The following is a 21,010-nucleotide window of genomic DNA, read 5'->3' as shown; positions in this document are numbered from 1 at the left end:
CAATTGACTCGCGTGCGGGCTTATGAAACTTTTATTACCGCTCAGCATGACGGGCAAATGACATGAAACCGCGCGCGGCGAAATTCGGCATCGGCGAAGTCGTCAAACACCGCAAATATCCCTTTCGCGGCGTGATCTACGACATCGATCCGGTCTTTGCGAACACCGAGGAATGGTGGCTGTCCATCCCCGAGGAAGTACGTCCGGCGAAGGACCAGCCCTTTTATCATCTTTATGCCGAGAATTCGGACACGGAATATATGGCCTATGTGTCCGAACAGAATCTCGAGCGCGACGAATCCGGCGCGCCCTTCCGCAATCCGCAAATCGACGAAGCCTTCGCGCGCTCCGATACCGGCCGCTATGTGCGCCGCGAGCGCGTGCTGAACTGAGGCTTTCCTTTTCGCCGCAAAATCGAATCGCCCAAACAAAAACGCGCGGCCCGACGGCCGCGCGTTTCTCCGGCTCTTGGCCGAAAATTACTTCTTCGCCGGGGCCGCCGGCGCGGCGGCGCCGCCCTGCTGCTGGAGCTTCTGGCGCTCTTCCTGGGCGCGCTTTTGAAGCTGTTCCTGAAGCTTCTTCTGCTGTTCGGCGAGCACCTTGGGGTCGATCGCCGGGCCATCGAAAGCCTTGCCGAAACCTTCGAGCGGCACGTTGAAGATCACTTCCGCATTGGCCTGGTTCTTGACGACGACCGTCATCGTCTTGCCCTTCTTGGCGGCGTCGATGACGTCCTTCTTCACCTTGGCTTCGGCGAAGCAGCCGTTGGGGAAGCAGATTTCGAAGGAGCCCTCGGAGACCGGACCCTTGTCGATCGAGAAGCGGAAGCCCGGGCGCAGCATCAGGCCGACCGGCATCAGGAAGCGCACGATGCGGGTGTCCTCGCCCTTGATGTCATAGACGGCGAGGGCCAGCACCGGGGCCTGGTCCTTCTGGGCGCCGAAATCGCGGGTGGTGTAGCAGATGTCCTTGTTGGCGGCGTTGTCGTGGCCGCAGACCTTGGTCCAGTTCGCCTGGGTGGGGATGAGGTCCACCTTGACCGGTCCCTGCGGCATGCCGGCCGGCGCCGGCATGGCCGGTTGCTGCGCGAAAGCCGGCGCGGCGCCGAGAAGTAGCGCGCCCGCGACCAGAGCGACGCCAAAGCGGGACGGAGAAATCGACATTCGAAATCCTTTCAGCGGAGCAGCGGAACGCGCGACCCACGAGACCGAGGAAACGCTTTTCCGCTCCTTGGAGCGAAACGGCGTGCTCTTGGCCGCCAATTGAGGCGACAGATTGACGGCGCCTACATATCGCCTTCGCCCGCGATTTTCCAGCCGGGAATTCCCGCGCGACGGCGTTTTTATCAATCGACGGGCGCGGCTTCCTCATTTTTCCTTTAGCATGGCGCCATGCGCCTGATGACGCCCCCCCCGCGCCTGGTCCTCGCCCTCTCGCTCGCCCTTGCCTGTGCAGGCCCGGCGCGCGCGGCCGGTTCGCCGGGACAAATCAGCCACGCCATCGCCATGCAGGGCAAGCCGGCGCTGCCGCCCGATTTCGCCTGCCTGCCCTATGCCGACCCACACGCCCGCAAGGGCGGAATTCTCCACCTCGGCGAACTCGGAACCTTCGCGAACCTCAATCCCTATGGCGTCAACGCCGGCGACGCGGCGGCGGGGCTCGCCGGCCCGGTCTATGAAAGCCTGATGGCGCGCTCCTTTGACGAGCCCTTCACCCTCTATGGGCTCGTCGCGCAATCGATCGAAACCGACGATGCCCGCGATTATGTCGTCTTCCGCCTCGATCCCAAGGCGCATTTTTCCGACGGCGTCCCGATCACGGCCCGCGACGTGCTCTTTTCCTTCAACCTGCTCAAGGCCAAGGGCCGCCCGCAGCAGCGCGCGGCCTATGGCCTGGTGCATTCGATCCAGGCGCTCGACGATCACACCGTGCGCTACGACCTCGCCGGAGCGGACGACCGCGAACTGCCGCTGATCCTGGCGCTGATGCCGGTGCTGCCGGCCCACGTCATGACCGAAAAGCGCTTTACGGATCAGGGGCTGGCGATCCCGGTCGGCTCGGGGCCATACAAGGTCGCGGAGGTCAGGCCGGGCGAAAGGCTCGATTTGCGCCGCGACCCGAATTATTGGGGCCGCGATCTGCCAATCAATTGCGGCCTCTATAATTTCGACGAGGTGGTTTTCGACTATGGCCGCGACGACAACAGCCTGTTCGAGGCCTTCAAGGCGGGACTGATCGACTACCGCCAGGAGACCGATCCGCATCGCTGGGCGAGCGGCTATGGCTTTCCCGCGCGCCGCGACGGCCGGGTCGCCGTGGAATCGCTGCCGCTCGGCGGCCCCAAGGGCCTCAGCGGCTTCGCCTTCAACACCCGCCGCGCCCTTTTCAAGGACCCGCGCCTGCGTGAAGCCCTGGCGATGATGTTCGATTTCGAATGGCTCAACGCCAATCTCTTTTCCAATCTCTACACCCGCGACAAGAGCTTTTTCGACGAATCGGAGCTTTCCGCCTCCGGTAGCCCGGCGAGCGCGGCCGAGCGCAAGCTGCTCGCGCCCTACCCCGGCGCCGTCCGCGCCGACATCATGAACGGCTCCTGGTCGCCGCCGCGCTCGGACGGCTCCGGGCGCGACCGCGAGCTGGCGAAAAAAGCGCTGGCCCTGGCGCATCAGGCCGGCTGGACCCTGCAGGACGGACGGCTGACCCGAAACGGCCAGCAACTCAATTTTGAAATTCTGGTAAGGGACCGCGAGCAGGAACGCCTCGCGCTTTACTATTCGGATCTGCTGCGGCGCATCGGGGTCGAGGCGCGGGTGCGGCTGGTCGATGACGCGCAATTCGAAGGCCGCCGCCAGAGATTCGATTTCGACATGATGATCGGCCTGTGGCAGGCCTCGGCTTCGCCCGGCAATGAGCAGCGCATGCGCTGGGGCGGCGACAGCGCCAGTGAGGAATCGTCCTACAATCTCGCCGGCGCCAAGAGCCCGGCCATCGACGCCATGATCGCGGCCTTGCTGGCGGCGCGCGGCCGCGAGGATTTCGTCACCGCCGCCCGCGCGCTGGATCGCGTGCTGCTTTCAGGCTTTTACGTGGTCCCGCTGTACCATTCGCATGCGCAATGGATCGCGTATTGGCGGCGGATCGCGCATCCAAAGGCTTTGCCCCATTATGCACAACCCTTATTTGGCGATGTGCTGGAGACGTGGAGCCTCGCTCCGGGCGCGGCGGCTGCCCGGCATTGAGCGCGGCGATGAAGGAGGGCGGCGGCTCGCCCGCGAGCCAGTCCAGGCGGGAATCGCCGCTGGCCGCCGGCTCCATTTCTTCCGCCACAAGCTGCGCCGCCTGGGCGAGACGGCCGCCGGCCGTCAGAAGAAGGAAAACCGCCATATAGGTCCAGGCGCCGAAAAAGGCGGCGAAGCCCAGCGCGAAGGACTGGAAATGTGCGGCGAAGACGGCTTCGTCCGTCTCGGGCGCGGGCGGAGCCTCGTCGGGCGACGGCTCTTCCCAAGGCGACAGCGGTCCGGCGCCGAGGCCCAGCGCAAAGACGCAAAAGGCGGCGGAAACCTCCACCCAGCGGCTGTCGATCGCCCAGGCCGTCGGCGCGATTCTGGCGAGGACCAGCCCGAGCGCGTAGCCGAGCGCCGAGGCCGCGACGCCGGCCGCCAGAGCGCGGATACGGCCCCCAGCCTCGCGGGAGAGGCCGACAAAGGCCCCCGAAAGCAATGCGGCGAAAAGATTCGGCGGCATGCGGATACTCCGCGGTTGAACCGGCGACTCGCACAAACTGAACGAAAAACAATAATGATTCGTTAAGTTCAGATTAATGCTCGGCAAGATGCCGCAAAATGGGATTTAGCGGTTGTGCACTTGCCATTTGGGCATCGACGCTTACTTTCATATTCGTGCACGGCGGAGGCGGCGGAGGCCCGGATTGGACATCATCAAGGCAGCCCTCGACCTGCGCCGTCCGGCGATCAGCCGTTCCTGGCCGCCCGACCGGCTTGCTCTCGCTTTGCAGGGCGGCGGCTCGTTCGGCGCCTTCACCTGGGGCGCGCTGGAGCGGCTGCTGGAGGACGAGCGCATCGCCCTCGACGCCTTTTCCGGCGCGAGCGCCGGCGCCGTCAACGCCGCCTTGCTGGTCAGCGGCCTTGCCGAGGGCGGGCGGGAAGGCGCCCGCAAGACGCTCAACGAGTTCTGGGCCGGCGTCAGCCAGAGCGCAGCCTTCCTGCCCAAGGCGGTCACCTTGCCGTTCGGCTTTCTCGCCCGCGCGCTCTCGCCTTATCAGTTCAACCCGTTCGACCTGAACCCGCTGCGCGTGGCGCTGGAATCCCATATCGACTTCGAGCGGCTGCGCCATGTCTCCAGCCCGCGCCTGCTGATCGCGGCGACGCGGGTGAGCACCGCGTCCCTGCGCATTTTCCGCAACGAGGAAATCACCTCGGCGGTGATTCTCGCCTCGGCCTGCCTGCCGCTCATCCATCAGTCGATCGAAATCGACGGCGAGCTTTACTGGGACGGCGGCTATATCGCCAATCCGCCGCTGACCCCTCTGGTCACGGAGACCAACGCCTCGGACGTGCTGATCATCCAGATTTCGCAGACCAAATCGGAAAAAGCGCCGCGCACGCGCCAAGAGATCGAGCGGCGCATCGAACAGATCAATTTTGCCTCGACCCTCGACCGCGAGATCGAGGCGATTCGGCTGCTGGCGCCGATCTGCGCGGGCGGCGACGCCTCGGGGAAATGGGCGAAACTGCGCCTCGACCGCCTTTCCGCCGAGGATGAGATCGAATTCCTCGCCGAACACAGCCCGGCCAATCTGGAATGGTCCTTCCTGAGCCGCCTTCGCGAGGCGGGCCGCGCCGCGGCCGAGAACTGGCTCATGCAGACCGGCGATTTCTCACCGCATTTTCTTACCGGCTGAAGCGCGACGCTGATGGACGCCCGATTCCTCCTCGACCTTGTCTTCCTGCTTTTCCTGTTCGCGCTGGCCTTGTTCCTGCGCCGGCTGCTAACGCCATTGTTCGGGCACGTTTTTGGTCCCAAAGGCGGCGGCTGGAGCGATCTGGCGAAGGTCTTCGCCACCACGCGTCCCATGCCGCCCCAGACTTTTCGGCGCCAGAACGTCGCCGTGGGGCAAATCGTCTATCGCCGCAGCATGAATGTCGGCTTCGACGACGCCGGCTTTTACCTCCAGCCCGGCTTTCCCGTGTCGCTGGCGCAGAAGGCGCGCCTGTTCATTCCCTGGGAGCGCATCGGAAAGGTTACGCCAAGAATGTTCTTCTTTCGCAGGGCGGCGGCGCTGGCGCTCGGCGAACCGCCCGCTGGCGTCGTCACCGTGCCGATGGACGTGTTCGACGCCGCGATCCGCCCGCATCTTCCCGCCGAAGCGTTGAGGGAACTGACGCCGCCGCAAGCGTGAGCCGAACGTCTTCCGCGGAACCGTCGCGCTCAAGCGGCGTTATGAGTTTGATCCGCGCGCCATCCTTCCGACCCTCCAGGACCCGCCATGCCCGCTTCCGCCGCTCCGCTGAATTTCGTCATTCTTCTGGGGAGCCTGCGCAAGGCGTCGGTTAATGGCGGGGTGGCGCGCGCCCTGCCCGCTCTGGCGCCCGAGGGCGTCACGATTTCGCCGCTCGGCTCCGTCGGCGATTTCCCGCTTTATAACGCCGACATTCAGGCCGAGGGCTTTCCCCCCGCCGTCGAGGCGATGGGCGCGGCGATCAAATCCGCCGACGGCGTGATCGTGGTGTCGCCGGAATATAATTATTCCGTCCCCGGCGTGCTGAAGAACGCCATCGACTGGCTGTCGCGTCTGCCTACAACCCCTTTCAAGCAAAAGCCGATTTTGATCCAGAGCGCCTCGCCCGGCGCGCTCGGCGGCGCGCGGATGCAATATCACCTGCGCCAGAGCTTCGTGTTCCTCGACGCGAAGGTCATGAATGTCCCCGAAGCGATGATCGGCGGCGCCTATGGCAAGAGCGACAGCGCCACCGGTGATCTGACCGACGCGGGAACAAAGGATTTTCTCGCCAAACAATTGGACGCTTTCGCGACATTTGCGCGGGGATAAATGTTTTTTGACGAATTTTGCCAATCGTTCCGGCATCGGCGCGGCGGGACGCCGCCATGCCGGCCATGAATCTCAATCCGACTCCCGAAATGGCTGAAGACGAAGCAATCCAGAAAACCTCGCCACATCAATTTCATCGTAGGAATGGAGCGCTTCGTTTCGCTTGCAATGACGGCGCGGCCTGTGGTTTTTCGAGGTTCTCGACTTCGCGTCCGTTTTATTCTGGCCTGGCGCCCGCCGCCGGCGGGCCGGACGTCATCGTCTATCGCGCTCTCCACGAAGCCAACGCGCCCCTCTCGCGATCATTCCGGATTGTGGACGCGGCGATCGGCGATCAGCCGGAAATCCCCTACCTCGCCGAGCCCTTGTCAGCCTGGCGGCGCGGAGGGCGCAGGGGCCGCCCGCCGGACGGCCTTTAGCGCGTCAAGGCAGGCAAAGAGCGCCTTTTGCGCATCGGCGACGGCCTCCTCTTCGGTGTCGCCGACGCCGAGACAGCCGGGAATATCGGGGAAGCTCACCACATAGCCGCCGCCTTCCGCTTCAGCGAGAGGCGCCACCTCGTAGCGATAGGCGCTGGGATCGGTCATTGGTCGAGTGCATCCATCTTGTCGATCAGGGCGACGAAGGCGCGGACATGAACGGCCCGGATCTTCTGTTTCAGCGGGATGGTGACGCAATCCGGCACGGAGGGATGGAGAAACACCTCGTGGGTTCCGGTCACCTTCCTGAATTTCAAGGCATATTGAGAGGCTGTGATCTCGATGTCGGCGGGGATCCAGTCCCCGCCGGGATTGCTGCGCAGGGCCTCCAGGCGCTTGTTGTGCATGGTCGTGTGTCCTTTGTCCGATAAGCGACGAGGCGCAGGGCCTCCGCCCGGTCCTCAACGCGGGCGGAGCGCCGCAGCCTCGTCCTCAGTCGATGTCACAGATCCAACACAAGAAGATCGCCCTTCGCCCGAGACACGCAGGCGAGGAAATAGCCTTGGGCGCGCTGCTCGTCCGAGAGGCGTTTGTCACGGTGGTCCGCCTCGCCCTCGACGATCTTGACCTTGCAGGTCCCGCACATGCCCTGCTCGCAGGAGGTGGGAATCTTGACGCCCTTTTCTTCCAGAAACTCAGTGACGCTCTTGTCGCCGGGAATCTTGAAGACGGCGCCGGTGCTTGCGATCTTCACCTCGAACACCTTGTCGAGCAAAGGCGCCGAGGCCTTTGCCGTGAAGCGCTCGATATGGATGCGTTCTTCGGTCCAGCCGTTTTGCTTGGCAAAGGCAACAATTGGGTCGATCCACCAGTCGACGCCGCAGATGAAGAGTTGCGTATCCTCCGGTTGATCGACAAGAACCTTCTTCGGGTCCACGCTCTCGCCATTCGATTCCAGATAAGATGTCGTATTTTCCGCGAAGGCGGAGCCCTCGATCATGGCTTGGAACGCCCCCGGCGACCCAAGCGCGTTGAGATAATGGAAAGCGAAGGGGATATCATGCGCCTTCAGGTGATCGGCGATGCTCAGGATCGGCGTCACGCCGACGCCGCGCGCGAGCAGCAAGGCGCGCTTGGTGTTGCGCGGCACGCGGAAACGGTTGCGCGGCAGGCCGACCCGCAGCACATCCCCTTCTTTCACCGCGTCATGCATGGCGATCGACCCGCCGCGGCTGTTCGGATCCTTCCACACGCCGATAATATAGCGCTGACGATCGGCTTCGCTGTTGCACAGGGAGTATTGGCGAACCAATCCCCCCGGGATTGTCACATCGATATGGGAGCCAGCGGAAAAGGCAGGAAGCTCCGTTCCGTCAGGGTCGACCAGTTCGAAGGACAACATATTGCTGGCTTCAACGGTTTTCTTGGCCACAACGACCGAGCGCAAGGCATCGTCTGACATTTCGTCCTCTCGCATCATCTGATCCTGTCACGGTCCCAAGCAAATGAGAGACCAATTCCGGATGTCATGCCGCGGCGCTTGCGAAGGACCCGCGTGGTCCCGGCCGCACAGGCTCGATTGAAGTTACGACGGCGGGCGCGGGCGCGCGTTTTTTCAAGGCGTCGCGGGCGGCGTCGATGAATTCGTTACAGGCTTCGAAGACCCGGTTCGAGCGCCCATTGGCGCGCGGACGCCGCCGGACGTTTTCGACCGGGTTCAGTTTCGGGGGCGCGTGACGGTGTGGGCGCCTTTGGCGACGCGGCGGGAGATTTCATCGACATGAATTTGCACCGGCGCATGGCGAGGCGAGCGCCGCGCGGCATCCGACCGCTCGATCCCATCGACGACCGCCGCCGGAGACGAAAGCCGTCGGCATCGGTTGGCGTCTTTCGAACGCGATGCAAGGCGCCGCGGTTCAGACGCCGAAAAGTCCGTCGTGATCCTTACCGTCGCTGGCATGGCGCGAACCCTTCTCGCGCCAAAAAGCCGGATCGACGCCAGCCGAAGCATGCCTTTCGGGTCAGGCCGAAAGGCCGCTGCCCTTACCCCTTCTTCTCGGCAATCTGCACCAGCTCGCGCAAAATGGCGCGGGCGCCGCTCAGGCGGTCCTTGGCGCGTTCGAAATCGCCGATGAAGACGATTTTCATGTCCGGCCGCACCTTCGCCTCCGAGCCCTGCCGCGCGATGAAACGCACCAGCCCGGCCGGATTGGCGAAGGAATTGTTGCGGAAACCGACGATGATCCCCTTCGGCCCCGCCTCGACCTTCTCGACATGGGCGCGGCGGCACAGAACCTTGACGCCGACGAGGGTCATCAACTGCTTCACCTCGTCGGGCATGGGGCCGAAACGGTCGATCATTTCGGCGGCGAAACTCTCGATCTCGGCCTCTTCGTCGAGCGTCGCGAGGCGGCGATAAAGTTGCAGGCGCAGGTCGAGATCCTCGACATAATGTTCGGGGATCGTCACCGGCGTCCCCAAAGTGATCAGCGGCGACCACGTCTCTTCGACCGTCTCGCCGCCGCCCGCCTTGAGCGCGGCGATCGTCTCGTTCAGCATCTGCTGGTAAAGCTCGTAGCCGACTTCCTTGATATGGCCGGACTGTTCGTCGCCGAGCAGATTGCCGGCGCCGCGCAGGTCGAGATCGTGGCTGGCGAGCTGGAAGCCCGCCCCGAGCGTGTCGAGCGATTGCAGCACCTCCAGCCGTTTCTGGGCCTGTGGCGTGATCGTGCGGTTGACCGGCGTGGTGAAGAAGGCATAGGCGCGGGTTTTCGAGCGCCCGACGCGTCCGCGCAACTGATAGAGCTGCGCCAGACCGAACATGTCGGCGCGATAGACGATCAATGTATTGGCGGTCGGAATGTCGAGGCCGGATTCGACGATGTTGGTCGAGACCAGCACGTCATATTTGCCGTCGTAGAAGGCGCCGACGCGCTCCTCCAGCTCGGTCGCCGCCATCTGGCCATGAGCGATGGTGAAATTGGCTTCCGGAACATTTTGCCGAAGCCAGGCCGCGACATCTTCGAGGTCCTCCAGACGCGGACAGACGAAAAAGCTCTGGCCGCCGCGAAAACGCTCGCGCAGCAGCGCCTCGCGCAGGATGAGATCGTCGAAGGGCGTGACGAACGTGCGCACCGCGAGGCGATCGACCGGCGGCGTGGCGATGATCGAGAGTTCGCGCACGCCGGTCAGCGCCAGTTGCAGGGTGCGCGGGATCGGCGTCGCCGAAAGCGTCAGCACATGGACTTCGGCGCGCAGCTCCTTCAGCCTTTCCTTGTGGCCGACGCCGAAATGCTGCTCCTCGTCGATGATGACAAGGCCGAGATTTTTGAATTTCACCGTCTTGCCCAGCACCGCATGGGTGCCGATGACGATGTCGATCGAGCCGTCCTGGATCCCGGCGCGGGCGGCGCGCATATCGGCGGCGCTCGCCATGCGCGACATTTGCGCCAGATGCACGGGCAAACCGGCGAAACGCGCGGAAAAATTCTTGAAATGCTGGCGCGCGAGCAAAGTCGTCGGCACGACCACCGCAACCTGAACGCCATTGATCGCCGCCGCAAAGGCCGCGCGCAGCGCCACTTCGGTCTTGCCGAAGCCGACGTCGCCGCAGATCAGGCGGTCCATCGGCCGGCCCGAGGCCATGTCGGCAAGCGAGGCTTCGATCGCAGCGGTCTGGTCGTCGGTCTCGTCATAGGGGAAGCGGGCGCAGAATTCCTCGTAAAGGCCCTCGGGCGGCGTCAGCTTCGGCGCCTCGTGCAGGGCTCGGGCGGCGGCAATTTTAATGAGCCCCTGCGCCATCTGGCGGATGCGCAGCTTCAGGCGGGCTTTGCGCTCGCGCCAGGCGGTATGGCCGAGCCGGTCGAGCGGAACCTCGGTCTCTTCCGAGCCATAGCGCGACAGCAGCTCGATGTTCTCGACCGGCAGAAACAGCTTGTCGCCGCCGTGGTAATGCAGCTCCAGGCAGTCGTGCGGCGCGCCCGCCGCCTCGATCTGCTTGAGGCCGACGAAACGGCCGATGCCGTGATCGACATGGACGACGAGATCGCCCGCCGACAGGGCCGCGACCTCGGCCAGGAAATTCTCGGGCCGCTTGCGGCGCTTGCGCTGCGGGGCGAGGCGGTCGCCCAATATGTCCTGTTCGCCGATGAGAGCGAGATCGCCGGCGACAAAGCCCGCCTCCAGCCCGATCACCGCGAAGGCGACGCGGGCGTCGCGCAGGCCGAGAGCCTGGACGAGCGAGGAGACGTTTTCGTGTTTCTTCAAGCCATGCTCGGCCAGAACCGAGGCGAGACGCTCGCGCGAGCCGTCGCTCCAGCCGGCGACCACGATCCTTTTGCCCTCGCCCTGCAAGGCGCGGATATGGTCCACCGCCGCCTGGAAGACATTGGCGTTTTCGTCATTGCGCTCGGTTGCGAAATTGCGTCCCGGCGCGCCGCCGCAATCAATGACTTTCGTCGCGCCCTCCGGCTCGGCGAAGGGGGAGAAGCGCGCCGTCGCGGCGCTGCTCAACGCCTTCGCGAATTCGTCCGGCCCCATGTAGAGTTCGTCCGGCGGCAGCGGCTTGTAATTGCAGCTCGCGGGCTCATGGGCAAAGACGCTGCGGCGCGATTCGTAATAATCCTGGATTTGAACGAAACGCTCGTGCGCCGCGGCCTCCGCCTGGGCGTCGAGCAGCAATGGCGCGTCGTCGAGATAGTCGAGCAAGGTGTCGAGCCGGTCGTAGAGCAGCGGCAGCCAATGTTCGAGCCCGGCCGGGCGGCGGCCTTCGCTGACCGCTTCGTAAAGGGCGTCGCCGCGGGTCTGGGCCCCGAAATGGGCGATATAGCCTTGGCGAAAGCGCTTGATCGTCTCGGTGAGGATCGGCGCCTCGTTGACGGGCACGAGATCGAGCGAGCGCAATTGGCCGGTGGTGCGCTGGCTTTCCGGATCGAAGGCGCGGATCGTTTCCAGCACGTCGCCGAAGAAATCGAGCCGCACCGGGCCGGGCAGGCTCGGCGGGTAAAGATCGACAATGCCGCCGCGCAGGGCGTATTCGCCGCTTTCTCTCACCGTGGAAGCGCGCAAAAAACCGTTGGCGTCGAGCCAGGCGGCAAGCTCATGCAGATCGACCACGGCGCCGGGCGCGGCCGAAAAGCTCTTGGCCGCCATTTCCTTGCGCGGCGGGACGCGCTGGGAGAGCGCGGCGACGGTGGTAAGCAGAATGCGCGGTTTTTCGAGCGAGGAGCGGGTGCGGGCGAGGCGCGCCAGCGCCGTCATGCGCTGCGCGGCGATCGCGGCGTTTGGCGAAACGCGGTCATAGGGCTGGCAGTCCCAGGCCGGAAACTCCAGAATTTCGGCCTCGGGCGCGGCGAAGGTCAAAGCCTCGCGGAAGGCGCGCAGCCTTTGGCTGTCGCGCGCGACATGAACCAGAGCGCAGGAGCGCCCCTCGCCCGCCTTGGCCTGGGCGCGGGCGAGATCGGCGGCGACAAAGGCGTCAAAGCCTTCCGGCGCCCGCGACAGAACGAGGGAATGGCCTTTTTCGAGTTCGGCGTTGGCGCGGAGGAGGTGGAGCATGGGGTCAGTTCGAATGGGTGTCGTTCGCGCCCCCTCTCCCCGCCGGCCTGTCGAAAGACGGGCGTCCTTGCCGACGCCCTGGGCGGGGAATGGAAGCGGTTCCGTCAGACGTGAATCGGGCCGTTATGGGTGTGGAAGGCTTTGATCGTCTGGAAGATCGGACGATCGAAGGCCGGATCGACCGGCTTCGAGCCGGCAAACCAGGAAAAAATGTCCGCGTCCTGCGCTTCCATGAAATGTTCGAGCTGGTCGAGTTCGTCCTCGCTCAATTCGCCGATGCGGGCGTCTGCGAACTGGCCGAGCAGGAGATCGACCTCCCTCATGCCCCTGTGCCAGCAGCGGAACAGAATTTTCCGCCGGCGCGCATCCAAACCTTCGCTCGACCTTGTCGTCCCCGACATGGAGCCTCCGAAATGCCGAAAGGCCCGCGCCGGTTTTCGGCGCGGGCGGAAGGCGTCTTATAGAGCGGGATGGGGCCGGTGTCAGCGCCTCATTCGGCATCGCCGCCACGAAAGCCGGGATGCAGGCAAACGGCAGAGCCCCGGCCCACGGGAACCATCGGGGCCGCGGCCCCTGGAGGCGGCCGGGGCGAAATAGCAAAAGGATTTTTGAGGCAAGCCGCGCGGAGCGCGAGCCGGACTACCGGCTCGCCACCACCTTCAGCTCGCGGACCTCGCCGCGCATATAGGCGTCGAGGAAGGCGCGATAATTGCGGAACGACACGCAACCGTTGGAATCGCCACGCGCGCCGAGCATGAACGTATGGGCCAGCAGGCCGTTGCGGCCATAGACATTGCCATCGACCGGGGTCAGGCGCAGCGCCCGGACGCCGTGGAACAGGCTCTCGCGCAGGCTGAGCTTATAGACCGCAGGCGGCGTCGAGCCGCGCATGCGGACATGGACATGGTTCGGATCGTCGAAAAATGCGCCGAGGCCGGAATGGGCTTCGAGCTTGCGGCCGTCCGGCAGATAGACGGTGTGAGCCGAAATGTCATAGACCGCCGTGCCGCCGCTCGCCGTGACCGGCGCCGGAGAGGACGGCAAGAGGTGCGAGAGGTTGAACAGGCCGCCGCCGCCGGCGTCGGGCGAGGCATAGGCGAGCTGCGGCCCCTTGCGCTGCTGATCGTTGTGTTTGTCGAAGATATTGTCGAAGAAGCTGCGCGGGTCGTTGCGCGCGAAAGTCGTGGCTTGGGCGCGCTCGCGCGCGGTGGCGGCGGCGGCGGCGGCGGCGCGGCTCGGCGCGGAGGGCGACTCGCGGCGCGGCGCGGCTTCCTCGGCGGAGCGCACCAGCGCGGCGAGTTGGGGCGGGCGGGCCGGCGGCAGGGGAGCCGCGATTTCGGCCTGGGCCGAGCTTTGAACTTGCGCATCCGTCTGCTCGACCTCCGCGGTCTGGACCGGAGGCAGGGCCGGCTTCAGCGGCGTGTGCTCGACGTCGTCGGCGGAGTCGAGCTGTGCGGCGGCAGTCTGTTGGGCAACGCTCTGCTGGTCAGTCCTGGCGTCGGCGACATCGGTTCCGGCGTCCGGCGCTTCGACCATCGTGAACAAAGGCTGGGCCTGAAGCGGCGAGAAAGAGGGGCCGATGGGATCGGTGCGGGCCTCCAGAGCCGGCATGCCCCGGGTTTCGCCCTGGGGATCGAACAGGCCGCCGAACGGATTGCGGGCATTGTCGAGATTGGGTTTCGTCGGACCCGACGCGAGGTCGACATGGGGAATGGCGACATTCTCGGGCGCCGCCGGCGCATTGGCCGCAACTCGCTCGGGCGCGGGCGCGGCGGCCTGGCCGGCGAGGCCGCCCGCGAGCCGCAGCGCGACTGCCGCGCTGAAGGAGAAGGCGGCAAAGGCAGGAACGGCCCGGACAAAGACCTTCCGAGGAAGGCTCACGCGATCTTCGAAAGCCGGATCGCAGGTTTCATAGCTCCAATCGGTCATACGCCGGACCCCGAATACAAAACACTGGTCGCGCCGCGGCGCGGTTCGGCGGGAACGAGAGCGGTCCCCAGGGTGGATGAGCAGCGATTCGACGGCGCCGTGGCGCCGGAACGGTTCGCCGAAGGGCTAAGGACGCCGAACGTCCTAGGATTGAAGCGAATTATCCCTAATTTCCTCTTAACGGCTCTCAGAGAAAGCTGCATATTTTCTGCCCGTCCCCTCCCGTTTCCGGCGCTGCATTCCGGGCGGCGCCATGGGGGGCGGGCGCCGCGCAGCCGTTCGCATTCTTCGAAAAGCGCTGTCGCCTTGCGAAGTGAACTTCCTTCAAAGCAATGACTTGCGCATTCGCGACTCTCCCGGTTCACGAATGCGCTCCGGCGCGGCCCGAATGAGATTCGACTCGGGCGAGTGCGCCGCCGCTTGAGCAAGTCGAAAAAAAGCGAAAAAAAGGGCGAAAATGTGGATCACGGGAATTTTATTTGACAGTGATCGAAACAACACACAAGTTTTCCCTACGGCAAATTGCCGCAGATCGCCGCCGCCTCTCCCTTTAAGGCATTGGAGTTTCAACCATTCATTGCGCCGAGCGCTCGGATTGGCGCCCGGCAAAGCTTCCGCTCGGAATTCGACTTTAGTATCGAGGCTCATCGCGCCACCGTCGCAGCAAAATCGCGTCCAGCGCGGCCAAACCGCCGTAGAGCGCCACGCCGCACAGGCAGAGCAGGACCACGGCGGCATACATCATCGGGATCTTGAGGCGATAGCCCGCCTCGACAATGCGGAAGGCGAGGCCCTCGCCCTGCCCCGACGCGCCGGCCGCAAGTTCGGCCGCCACCGCGCCGATGAGCGATAAAACGCCGCCGATGCGCAGGCCGGTGAAGATCTGCGGCAGGGCTGCGGGCAGCCGGAGCCATAGCAGGATCTTTAGCCGCGACGCGCCCTTGAGGCGGAAAAGCTCGATCAGACCCCGGTCCGTCGCCCCGAGCCCGGCCGAGGCGTTGGAAAGGATCGGGAAAAAGGCGACCAGGAAGGCGCAGGCGAGCACGGCGGCCTTCGGCTGCAGGTAGATCAGCAGCAACGGCGCGATCGCGATCAGCGGCGTCACCTGCAGTGCGATGGCGAGCGGCAGCAGCGTCTTTTCCAGCCAGGGCGACCAGGCGAACAGCACGGCCAAAGCCACGCCGCCGGCCGCCGCCAGAGCCAGCGCCTCCACCGCCTCGGTCAAGGTGGTCGCGGTCGCCGCCAGCAATTGCGGCCCATTGTCGAACAAAGTCGCGGCGATCACGCTCGGCGCCGGCAATTGCGCCGGAGGAATCGCGAGCAGGCGAACCAGGGCCTCCCACAGCGCGATCAGGGCCGCGAGCGCAATGAGGGGAGCCAACCGCGCGACAAAGCCGTTCACGCCGCCCTCCCCATCGCCTGTTGCAACCCTTCCGCAATGCGCGCGCAATCTTGCGCGAAAACGGCGCTGCGGCGCAGTTCGAGCCCGCGCGTCGGCCCACGTTCGAGAGACAGGATCGAATCGATCCGGCCAGGCCGCGCGCGCATGATCGCAACGCGGTCGGCGAGATAGGCGCTCTCGTAAACCGAATGGGTGACGAAAACCACGGTCGCCGCGCTCTTGCGGCGCAGGTCGAGCAAAGCATCGTTGAGCTGCCAGCGGGTGATCTCGTCGAGCGCGGCGAAAGGCTCGTCGAGCAGGAGCAACTCCGGTTCGTCCACCAGCGCGCGGGCGATCGAGACGCGCATTTTCATGCCGCCGGAGAGTTCGCGCGGCAAAGCGCGCAGACGGTCGCTCAAGCCCACCCCCGCCAGCGCGGCCTCGACTTTCGGCGCGGCGTCGCGCCGGCTCACGCCCGCAAGCCGCAGCGGCAGATGGACATTGGCGAAGAGATCGGCCCAAGGCATCAGGGTCGGCTCCTGGAATACGAAGCCGATCTTGGGCGCGACGCCGTCGCGCCAGCGGATTTCGCCCGAATCCGGCTGTTCGATCCCGGCGATCAGCCGCAGCAAAGTGGATTTGCCGCAGCCCGAGGGGCCGAGCAGGCACAGGGTTTCGCCGGGCAGAAGATCGAGCCGCACGCCGTCGAGCGCGGGAGCCCCCTGCCCCGGAAAGGCAAGCCGCAGATCGCTCAAAATGGCGAGCGGCGCGCTCAATTCCGGCTCAGCCCTTCCAGGCCCAGGCCCTTGTTAACAAAAGAATAATCGAAGCCGAGGGCGAGATCGAGCCCGGCGGGCGCAGCGCCCGCCGCCGCCATCTCGTGATAGAAACGGGCGATCCGCGCGCTATCCATCGCGCCGATTCCGCGGGTCAGGGCGTCGCCCGATTCGACAATGCCATGAGCCTTCATCTGTTGAAAGGAAAAGGCGATCTGGGCATCGTCCATGTCTGGATTTTCGCGCTTGATCAAAGCGTTGGCGGCGCGATTGTCGCCATGGAGATAATGGACCCAGCCTAGGATCGACGCTTCGACGAAGCGCCGCACCAGATCGGGATTCTTCTCCAGCAGGTCGCGGCGGGTCTCGATGGTCGTGGCATAGGTGTCATAGCCGTGATCGGCGAGCAGGAAGACATTGGGCTTGAAGCCGCCAGAGCGCGCGATGGCGAAGGGCTCCGAGGTCAGATAGCCCTGCTCGATCGAATGTTTGTCGGCGATGAAGGGCGCGGAATTGAAATTATAGGTCGCGACCCGGTCGCGCCTGAACCCCCATTCCTTCTCCATCCACGGCCAGACCGTGGTGAGCGTCGCCAGCCCGACGAAGGCCTTGTCAGCCTTGGGCAAATCCTCGAAACGGTCGAGCCCGGCGCCGGGATGGGACATGAAAACGAGGGGATCCTTCTGGAAGATCGCGGCGACGGTGACGATCGGGATATTTTCCGCGAGCGCCGAAAATTCCCCGATCAGATTGTCGCCCATGTAGAAATCGGCCCGGCCGGCGGCGAGCAGCAGGCGGTTGTTCCTTTCCGGGCCACCGGGAACGATTTTCACGTCGAGGCCGTATTTGGCGTAAGTCCCGTCCTCGACCGCCTGATAGAAGCCGCCGTGCTCGGCCTGGGCCAGCCAGTTCGAAGCGAAAACCACCCTGTCCAGGGCCCAGGCCGGCGGCGCCACAAAAAACATCGGCGCAGCAATCAAAAGCGCCCGCAACAAAACGTCGGCGAACAGGGAGGGTAAAGCCTTGGGCGGAATATGATTCACGGGGTCCTCTCCGCGAAAGAATGGCTCCGGCAGGAGAGGCGATCCAGCGCTCCGGGTCAAGACCGCAGGACGCCGCGGGGGAATTTTATCCCGCATTGCAACAAGTTGTTTGGCCTCTCGTAATATTGCCGCTAAAGGAGGGCCTGCTGCCTGCCGGACCTCCCGCCCATGCATTTTCTTCTTCTCGTCCTCGCCGGCTTTGGCGCGGGTTTCATCAATGCGTTGGCGGGCGGCGGCTCCTTCCTCACCTTTCCCGCCCTGATCGGCGCCGGACTGCCGGCGATCAGCGCCAACGCCACCTCGACCATCGCCTTGTTCCCGGCGCAGATCGCGACGACCTACGCCTATCGCGACAGCCTGGCCAAAACCCTGGAAGATCCGCGCATCAACGGCCGCATCCTCGCGATCGTTTCGCTGGTCGGGGGCTTTTTCGGCGCGATCCTGCTGCTATCCACCTCCGAACACGTGTTCGAGCGTCTGGTGCCCTTCCTCCTGCTCGGCGCAACCCTGGTGTTCGCGGCCGGAATGGTCATGCCGAAAAAGGCCGACAAGCAGGTGCTGAGCGCCACCGGCGTGCTGGTCGCCCAATGTTTCGTCGCCATCTATGGCGGCTATTTCGGCGGCGGCATCGGCATTCTGATGCTGGCCGCCCTGACGCTCTATGGGCTGAAGGACATCGTCCTGATGAACAGCCTGAAAATGCTTCTTGCGACCCTGATGAACGCAACGGCGACCGCCGTTTTCCTGTTCTCGGGCCGCGTGCATTGGCTGGAGGCGGTCGTGCTTTCCGCCGGCTCGATCGCGGGCGGATTCGCCGGCGCGCATGCAGGGTCGCGCATTCCGGCGCTCTTTGTCCGCCTGTTCGTGATTTTCATCGGCCTCGTGCTAAGTGTTCACTTCTATCTCAAGACGTTTTGACCCGGAGTCTCCGATGGCCGCTTTGCCCGCAACCATGCGCGAAATTTTCTTCGACGGCGCCGGCGGCCCGGAGGTGATCAAAATGCGCGATGCGCCGGTTCCGGCGCCCGGACCCGGAAAGGTTCTGGTCGAGGTCGCCGCCGCCGGGGTCAACCGGCCCGACTGCATCCAGCGCGCCGGCCTCTATCCGCCGCCGCCGGGCGAGAGCGAGGTTCCAGGACTCGAAATCGCCGGCCGGATCGTCGCGCTCGGTGAGGGCGTCGAGGGATTGCGCGTCGGCGATGAAATCTGCGCTCTGGTCGGCTCCGGCGGCTATGCGGACTATTGTTTGGCCGACGCGCCACTCTGCCTGCCCAGGCCGAAGCCGCTCGGCCTGACCGAGGCGGCGGGCGTCCCCGAAACCTTCTTCACCGTCTATGACAATGTCTTTTCCCGCGGCGCCTTGAAGCCCGGCGAGACCTTTCTCGTCCATGGCGGGTCGAGCGGCATCGGCTCGACCGCGATCCAGCTCGCCAAACACGCGGGCGCCAGAGTCTTCACCACCGCCGGCTCGGCGGAAAAGGTCGCGTTCTGCAAGACCCTCGGCGCCGATGTCGCGATCGATTATCGCGAGCAGGATTTCGTCGCCGAGGTGAAGGCTCTCACCGGCAAGAAAGGCGTGGACGTGATTCTGGACATGGTCGGCGGACCCTATCTCCAGAAGAACCTCTCGGCGCTGGCGCCGGATGGGCGTCTGGTGCAGATCGCCTTTCTGCAAGGCAGCAAGGTCAAGGATTTCGATTTCATGAACATGATGCTCAAGCGCCTGACCCTGACCGGCTCGACCCTGCGCGCGCGCCCCCTGGCGGTCAAGGCGGCGATCGCCGCCGCTTTACGGGAAAAGGTCTGGCCGCTGCTCGACAGCGGGGCGGTGAAGCCTGTCGTCCACGCGACCTTCCCGCTTGAACAGGCGCGCGCCGCCCATGAACTGATGGAATCCTCCGCCCATCTCGGCAAGATCGTGCTGCTGGCCGGAAAATGAGCCTCGCGTTCAGTTGAGGCGGGAAGGCGCCACTTTCGGCAAAGCGCTCGGCGCTTCCGCGGGATTTGCGTCGCCTTCGGCCTCCTCCTCACGAAGGCGGGCCTCGGCGCGGGCGCGAAGGTCGCGCAGCACCGGCTCGACCAGGCGGTGGGCGAGGGCGACGCCGGCGGCGGTCGCTTCGCTGGAGACGCCATCGACCGAGGCGAACAGCTTGGCGCGGACGTTGGATTCGACGAGGTCGATATTGTCGTGGTGCGTCCCGACCACCAGTTCCGCAACCAACAGGCTGATCATTTTGACCAGCGACGCCAGCGCGACTGTTGCGACTTCGGGGTTTTCAACCAGTTTCGCCATAGCGGCCTCCTGTAGCTTCGCCAAAAATAATAATGTCTATTGTTTTTATCCAGTTAAATCCAGGTCGGCGCTCCCGGCCAAGGCCACTATGGAGCGACGCCGGCTGCTGCGGGGCCGGACGCAGGAATTGGAACGGGCTGCCCCATAAGGGCCATAGGTTCAACTTCCTGTATAGTCACGGATTTTACGCAGGACATGGACGATCCAGCGGCGTTGGCGCGGCGGCGGATCGATTTGTTTGTGGCGCGCGAGCCCCTTGGTCATATTTCGGCATCCGGCTCGCCCATCACGCCGAGGCGCCTTTCGACCCACATGTCGCCAGTGCTAGGGGCGCGCGAGGCGACCAAGCTTCATCGAAAAGAAAACAGCTCGGCTTTTGGACCCGGCGAGGGATTCCTCGCGCCTCGATCGCCGGAGACGAAATGCGCCGAAAAAGGCTATGCCACACTGATATAAATCAGCGCCCCGATCAGGCCTTGGCCAGATCGCCGAAAGCGGCGTAGCTCGAAACCAGAGCGAGGATGAGCTGCCGTGCGTCCTCGTCGCGGATTAGGGCGAAATCGCGCGTCAGGCGCGCCTCCTCGTCCGCCGCGCGGGCGTCGTCCTCGGTCAGCCGGACCACGCCCTGCGCCGTGACCGAAAAGCCGTCGAAGAAGTCGGCCGGGGCCGCGTTCAGCACGCGCGACAAAGGCCGCATCAGATCGGCGGTGATACGCTCGCGTCCCTCTTCGAGATCTTGCAGGCGGCCGGTGGATATTTTCAGCGCCGAGGCAAGCCTTTCCGGCGTGAAGCCGCGGCTCTCGCGGAGCGCCTTCAGCCGCATGCCAACATGCCGATCAATAAAATTCGTCGTCATCGCTCTCACGCATTGATAGCCTCGGGCGCAAGACCCAAAAAAAAGTCGAAAGATCGCGGCGCGAGTCCCCGCCATGGACGGGCTGGGCGACACGCCCCAACGACCGTTCAATGGTGCACCATTACAACGAGGACCCGCAAGTTAAGCGCGGGTTAATCATGAATTTCAGTATATCCTATCGCTAGGGTAACAAAATGACGCAAGGAGATAAAGTCGAATTACAAAATCCGAAGTCTTTCCTGGCATCGGAAGTAGATTCAACATGTTGTTCAAACTGCGGCCACCAAGAACATCGCTGCGTCGAGTTGGAACGACCCGTCGCTCTCTATCGCGAAAAAAGCCCGTGTCTCATCGTCGGCCTTCTCCTGGAGCGGGCGGATCGCCTCGGCGAGCGGCGCCGGCGTCCCGATACGTTGCGTCCAGGCGGCGAAATACATCCGCAGGCGCCAAAAGGTCTCTTGCTCGACCGCGAAGCCCGCTTGCCCCAGCTTCTCGCGCCATTGGCCGACTTTATGGTCGCGCGCATGGGAGACGTCGCGCAGCAGTTCGACCGCCTGCAAATGGGTGTCGAGCGCGCGCACAACGCTTCGAGGTCCGGCGCCGCCGAAATGGACCACGCTCGCCACATAGGCCTGGGCGTGAGCGCCGAATTGCGCTGCCGTCAGCGGTTCGTGATCCTGTAACATG

The 21,010-nt window shown here is 64.5% G+C and carries 21 protein-coding genes; 7 read left to right on the top strand and 14 right to left on the bottom strand.

Annotated features, from left to right (window positions below; all coding sequences use genetic code 11):
- Window positions 1–62 precede the first annotated feature (62 nt).
- Window positions 63–392 carry a heat shock protein HspQ gene (hspQ, locus tag K2U94_RS08740; RefSeq protein ID WP_243066842.1) on the top strand — a complete coding sequence of 110 codons (330 nt, stop codon included), beginning with the start codon at window positions 63–65 and terminating at the stop codon, window positions 390–392.
- Window positions 393–479: 87 nt separating this feature from the next.
- On the opposite strand, the gene K2U94_RS08735 is transcribed toward hspQ, so the two are convergent.
- Window positions 480–1,163 (bottom strand): invasion associated locus B family protein, encoded by a 684-nt coding sequence (locus K2U94_RS08735; protein WP_243066841.1) that lies wholly within the window; start codon window positions 1,161–1,163, stop codon window positions 480–482.
- 237 nt (window positions 1,164–1,400) lie between these two features.
- Here K2U94_RS08735 and K2U94_RS08730 point away from each other — a divergent pair, with 237 nt between their 5' ends.
- The 4 genes from K2U94_RS08730 (at window position 1,401) to K2U94_RS08715 (ending at window position 6,070) form a co-directional block, all read left to right on the top strand.
- A complete protein-coding gene (locus K2U94_RS08730) occupies window positions 1,401–3,239 on the top strand; it encodes an extracellular solute-binding protein (protein ID WP_243066840.1) in 1,839 nt (612 codons plus the stop codon).
- Between the two features lie 689 nt (window positions 3,240–3,928).
- The gene (locus K2U94_RS08725; protein WP_243066839.1) at window positions 3,929–4,921 is read left to right on the top strand and encodes a patatin-like phospholipase family protein; all 993 of its coding nucleotides are present in this window, start codon (window positions 3,929–3,931) and stop codon (window positions 4,919–4,921) included.
- A gap of 12 nt (window positions 4,922–4,933) precedes the next feature.
- Window positions 4,934–5,419, top strand: a complete 486-nt coding sequence (locus K2U94_RS08720; protein WP_243066838.1) for a hypothetical protein — start codon at window positions 4,934–4,936, stop codon at window positions 5,417–5,419.
- 87 nt (window positions 5,420–5,506) lie between these two features.
- The gene (locus K2U94_RS08715) at window positions 5,507–6,070 is read left to right on the top strand and encodes an NADPH-dependent FMN reductase (protein ID WP_243066837.1); all 564 of its coding nucleotides are present in this window, start codon (window positions 5,507–5,509) and stop codon (window positions 6,068–6,070) included.
- 368 nt (window positions 6,071–6,438) lie between these two features.
- Here the strand turns inward: K2U94_RS08715 and K2U94_RS08710 are convergent, their stop codons facing one another.
- The 10 genes from K2U94_RS08710 to K2U94_RS08665 all read right to left on the bottom strand — a co-directional run bounded on the left by K2U94_RS08710 (window position 6,439) and on the right by K2U94_RS08665 (window position 17,096).
- The gene (locus K2U94_RS08710; RefSeq protein WP_243066836.1) at window positions 6,439–6,657 is read right to left on the bottom strand and encodes a type II toxin-antitoxin system HicB family antitoxin; all 219 of its coding nucleotides are present in this window, start codon (window positions 6,655–6,657) and stop codon (window positions 6,439–6,441) included.
- A complete protein-coding gene (locus K2U94_RS08705; RefSeq protein ID WP_243066835.1) occupies window positions 6,654–6,896 on the bottom strand; it encodes a hypothetical protein in 243 nt (80 codons plus the stop codon). The genes K2U94_RS08710 and K2U94_RS08705 overlap by 4 nt, the downstream gene beginning before the upstream one ends.
- A 95-nt stretch (window positions 6,897–6,991) precedes the next feature.
- Entirely contained in the window at window positions 6,992–7,951 is a 960-nt protein-coding gene (locus tag K2U94_RS08700) for a PDR/VanB family oxidoreductase (RefSeq protein ID WP_243066834.1), read from the bottom strand.
- Window positions 7,952–8,532: 581 nt separating this feature from the next.
- The gene (mfd, locus tag K2U94_RS08695) at window positions 8,533–12,045 is read right to left on the bottom strand and encodes a transcription-repair coupling factor (RefSeq protein ID WP_243066833.1); all 3,513 of its coding nucleotides are present in this window, start codon (window positions 12,043–12,045) and stop codon (window positions 8,533–8,535) included.
- 104 nt (window positions 12,046–12,149) lie between these two features.
- On the bottom strand, window positions 12,150–12,446 hold the full coding sequence (locus tag K2U94_RS08690; RefSeq protein ID WP_243066832.1) for an FAD assembly factor SdhE: 297 nt from the start codon (window positions 12,444–12,446) through the stop codon (window positions 12,150–12,152).
- A gap of 238 nt (window positions 12,447–12,684) precedes the next feature.
- On the bottom strand, window positions 12,685–13,974 hold the full coding sequence (locus tag K2U94_RS08685; protein ID WP_243066831.1) for a DUF2778 domain-containing protein: 1,290 nt from the start codon (window positions 13,972–13,974) through the stop codon (window positions 12,685–12,687).
- 324 nt (window positions 13,975–14,298) lie between these two features.
- Window positions 14,299–14,622 (bottom strand): hypothetical protein, encoded by a 324-nt coding sequence (locus K2U94_RS08680; protein WP_243066830.1) that lies wholly within the window; start codon window positions 14,620–14,622, stop codon window positions 14,299–14,301.
- A complete protein-coding gene (locus K2U94_RS08675; protein ID WP_243066829.1) occupies window positions 14,606–15,376 on the bottom strand; it encodes an ABC transporter permease in 771 nt (256 codons plus the stop codon). Before K2U94_RS08675 ends, K2U94_RS08680 begins: the two co-directional genes overlap by 17 nt.
- Entirely contained in the window at window positions 15,373–16,131 is a 759-nt protein-coding gene (locus K2U94_RS08670) for an ABC transporter ATP-binding protein (RefSeq protein WP_336606157.1), read from the bottom strand. Before K2U94_RS08670 ends, K2U94_RS08675 begins: the two co-directional genes overlap by 4 nt.
- Window positions 16,128–17,096 (bottom strand): ABC transporter substrate-binding protein, encoded by a 969-nt coding sequence (locus K2U94_RS08665; protein WP_243068833.1) that lies wholly within the window; start codon window positions 17,094–17,096, stop codon window positions 16,128–16,130. Before K2U94_RS08665 ends, K2U94_RS08670 begins: the two co-directional genes overlap by 4 nt.
- Window positions 17,097–17,342: 246 nt before the next feature.
- Here K2U94_RS08665 and K2U94_RS08660 point away from each other — a divergent pair, with 246 nt between their 5' ends.
- Window positions 17,343–18,092 carry a sulfite exporter TauE/SafE family protein gene (locus K2U94_RS08660; RefSeq protein WP_243066828.1) on the top strand — a complete coding sequence of 250 codons (750 nt, stop codon included), beginning with the start codon at window positions 17,343–17,345 and terminating at the stop codon, window positions 18,090–18,092.
- A 13-nt stretch (window positions 18,093–18,105) separates the two neighbouring features.
- Window positions 18,106–19,113 (top strand): NAD(P)H-quinone oxidoreductase, encoded by a 1,008-nt coding sequence (locus tag K2U94_RS08655; RefSeq protein WP_243066827.1) that lies wholly within the window; start codon window positions 18,106–18,108, stop codon window positions 19,111–19,113.
- 9 nt (window positions 19,114–19,122) lie between these two features.
- On the opposite strand, the gene K2U94_RS08650 is transcribed toward K2U94_RS08655, so the two are convergent.
- From K2U94_RS08650 to K2U94_RS08640, 3 genes are all read right to left on the bottom strand, one after another.
- Entirely contained in the window at window positions 19,123–19,467 is a 345-nt protein-coding gene (locus K2U94_RS08650) for a hypothetical protein (protein WP_243066826.1), read from the bottom strand.
- A 469-nt stretch (window positions 19,468–19,936) separates the two neighbouring features.
- Window positions 19,937–20,290: a helix-turn-helix domain-containing protein gene (locus tag K2U94_RS08645; RefSeq protein WP_243066825.1), complete on the bottom strand. Its 354-nt coding sequence runs from the start codon at window positions 20,288–20,290 to the stop codon at window positions 19,937–19,939.
- 302 nt (window positions 20,291–20,592) lie between these two features.
- Entirely contained in the window at window positions 20,593–21,009 is a 417-nt protein-coding gene (locus tag K2U94_RS08640) for a hypothetical protein (protein WP_243066824.1), read from the bottom strand.
- Window position 21,010 lies beyond the last annotated feature (1 nt).

This window comes from Candidatus Rhodoblastus alkanivorans, from assembly GCF_022760755.1.
Classification (GTDB): domain Bacteria; phylum Pseudomonadota; class Alphaproteobacteria; order Rhizobiales; family Beijerinckiaceae; genus Rhodoblastus; species Rhodoblastus alkanivorans.
Note: the sequence above shows the minus strand (reverse complement) of the source record. Positions and strands in the feature narration are given on the sequence as shown.

Excerpts from the sequence above, each read along its gene's own strand:
- hspQ (WP_243066842.1), top strand. The coding sequence starts at position 63 with ATGAAACCGCGCGCGGCGAAATTCGGCATCGGCGAAGTCGTCAAACAC.
- K2U94_RS08735 (WP_243066841.1), bottom strand. The coding sequence starts at position 1,163 with ATGTCGATTTCTCCGTCCCGCTTTGGCGTCGCTCTGGTCGCGGGCGCG.
- K2U94_RS08730 (WP_243066840.1), top strand. The coding sequence starts at position 1,401 with ATGACGCCCCCCCCGCGCCTGGTCCTCGCCCTCTCGCTCGCCCTTGCC.
- K2U94_RS08720 (WP_243066838.1), top strand. The coding sequence starts at position 4,934 with ATGGACGCCCGATTCCTCCTCGACCTTGTCTTCCTGCTTTTCCTGTTC.
- K2U94_RS08715 (WP_243066837.1), top strand. The coding sequence starts at position 5,507 with ATGCCCGCTTCCGCCGCTCCGCTGAATTTCGTCATTCTTCTGGGGAGC.
- K2U94_RS08710 (WP_243066836.1), bottom strand. The coding sequence starts at position 6,657 with ATGACCGATCCCAGCGCCTATCGCTACGAGGTGGCGCCTCTCGCTGAA.
- K2U94_RS08705 (WP_243066835.1), bottom strand. The coding sequence starts at position 6,896 with ATGCACAACAAGCGCCTGGAGGCCCTGCGCAGCAATCCCGGCGGGGAC.
- K2U94_RS08700 (WP_243066834.1), bottom strand. The coding sequence starts at position 7,951 with ATGTCAGACGATGCCTTGCGCTCGGTCGTTGTGGCCAAGAAAACCGTT.
- mfd (WP_243066833.1), bottom strand. The coding sequence starts at position 12,045 with ATGCTCCACCTCCTCCGCGCCAACGCCGAACTCGAAAAAGGCCATTCC.
- K2U94_RS08690 (WP_243066832.1), bottom strand. The coding sequence starts at position 12,446 with ATGTCGGGGACGACAAGGTCGAGCGAAGGTTTGGATGCGCGCCGGCGG.
- K2U94_RS08685 (WP_243066831.1), bottom strand. The coding sequence starts at position 13,974 with ATGACCGATTGGAGCTATGAAACCTGCGATCCGGCTTTCGAAGATCGC.
- K2U94_RS08680 (WP_243066830.1), bottom strand. The coding sequence starts at position 14,622 with ATGAGCCTCGATACTAAAGTCGAATTCCGAGCGGAAGCTTTGCCGGGC.
- K2U94_RS08665 (WP_243068833.1), bottom strand. The coding sequence starts at position 17,096 with ATGTTTTTTGTGGCGCCGCCGGCCTGGGCCCTGGACAGGGTGGTTTTC.
- K2U94_RS08660 (WP_243066828.1), top strand. The coding sequence starts at position 17,343 with ATGCATTTTCTTCTTCTCGTCCTCGCCGGCTTTGGCGCGGGTTTCATC.
- K2U94_RS08655 (WP_243066827.1), top strand. The coding sequence starts at position 18,106 with ATGGCCGCTTTGCCCGCAACCATGCGCGAAATTTTCTTCGACGGCGCC.
- K2U94_RS08650 (WP_243066826.1), bottom strand. The coding sequence starts at position 19,467 with ATGGCGAAACTGGTTGAAAACCCCGAAGTCGCAACAGTCGCGCTGGCG.
- K2U94_RS08645 (WP_243066825.1), bottom strand. The coding sequence starts at position 20,290 with ATGCGGCTGAAGGCGCTCCGCGAGAGCCGCGGCTTCACGCCGGAAAGG.
- K2U94_RS08640 (WP_243066824.1), bottom strand. The coding sequence starts at position 21,009 with ATGTTACAGGATCACGAACCGCTGACGGCAGCGCAATTCGGCGCTCAC.